This is a genomic window from Maribacter sp. 4G9 (genome assembly GCF_002742265.1).
In the GTDB taxonomy this organism is placed as follows: domain Bacteria; phylum Bacteroidota; class Bacteroidia; order Flavobacteriales; family Flavobacteriaceae; genus Maribacter.
This window is the reverse complement of record NZ_MDGL01000014.1, coordinates 1-1,313: the sequence shown is the minus strand read 5'-3', so window position 1 is coordinate 1,313 and position 1,313 is coordinate 1. Positions and strand designations below refer to the sequence as shown.

2 protein-coding genes and 1 pseudogene are annotated in these 1,313 nt (G+C 34.7%); 2 read left to right on the top strand and 1 reads right to left on the bottom strand.

The annotated features are described in order from the left end of the window. On the top strand, nt 1-206 hold a 206-nt coding region (locus BFP75_RS22040; RefSeq protein ID WP_206073470.1), incomplete at its 5' end, for a hypothetical protein. A gap of 106 nt (nt 207-312) precedes the next feature. Further along, entirely contained in the window at nt 313-1,158 is an 846-nt protein-coding gene (locus tag BFP75_RS01745) for a restriction endonuclease (RefSeq protein ID WP_099542962.1), read from the top strand. A gap of 29 nt (nt 1,159-1,187) precedes the next feature. On the opposite strand, the pseudogene BFP75_RS22245 reads toward BFP75_RS01745, so the two are convergent. Next, nucleotides 1,188-1,313, bottom strand: a pseudogene (locus tag BFP75_RS22245) (IS256 family transposase); the annotation flags it as partial.

Sequence of the window (1,313 nt, the reverse complement as noted above, 5' to 3'; positions counted from 1 at the left end):
TTGTTTTTAAGCGACAAGGTAATTGTTACTTGATCTTTCAAAGTGGCACAGATCGAACCGATATCACTGGCACAAAACGAACCGAAACGGATCGGGCCGATGGCCAAAAGTGGCACAGATCAAACCGAAATGCCTGGCACTATAACTCCGAAATGGATGGCACAAAACGAACCGAAGTATCCAGCAGGCTACGCTTCATATACTAACCGATGATGTCGAATACGCCTGCGGCGTACTTTTGGTGCATTGCTGACGCAATCCACGCACCAAAAGCCGGTCGACATCATCGCCGCGCTCTGCAATTAGCACCACATGAAGAATTATGATTTTTTAACATTATCCCCTTTTGAATTCGAAATCTTGAGTAGAGATATTTTACAAGCTCATCTCAATATATTTTTAGAATCGTTTGGTGAAGGCAGAGACGATGGAATTGATTTGAGGTTTTGTGAATCCGATAATGATAACATAATTGTACAAGCTAAAAGATATAAAGATTTCAAATCACTTTATTCAAGTTTAAAAAAAGAAAAGGAAAAAGTTTTTAGAATTAATCCAAAGAGATATATCATAACTACTAGTGCTTCTCTAACACCTAGCAATAAGAACAAAATATTAGACCTTTTCAACCCATTTATTAAAAATTCCTCTGATATATTCGGAAAGGAAGACATAAATAATCTTCTTACAAAGTATGATAAAGTCGAGAAAGATTTTTACAAGCTTTGGCTATCTAGTACTGATGTTTTAAACGAAATAGTTAGTAGTCAAGTAATAAATCAAACCAAGTTTGTACTTAGTGAGATTAAAGATAAGATAAAAATTTATGTGCAAAATGAAAGCTTTGATGAAGCTCTTTCGATAATTAAAGCTAACATATACGTAATAATATCAGGTGACCCTGGAATTGGAAAAACAACTTTAGCAGAAATGTTAGTTTTTCATCTTCTTGGAAAGGGTATAGAGGAATTTATTTTTCTTTCAGATAGTATTTCAGACGGTTTTAAACTTTTTAATACGAATAAGAGTCAAGTATTCTTATTTGATGATTTTTTAGGCAGAAATTTTTTAAAACAATCAATAGCAACTAATGAGGAAAGACAAATTCTACGTTTTATTAATAAAATCGAAAACGACACTATCCCACCAAGTGTGTAAGTTAAAAATAACGAGGGTTGGACTTTTATCTAAAGTCTGACCCTTTTTTCATAGATTGTAAGGAACTGGTTTAAAATTATGCCCCAGTTCCTGATGGGCATGGACCACTTCTTGGTGGCCTCCCTTGTTGCCAAATATACGGATTTCATCACCGC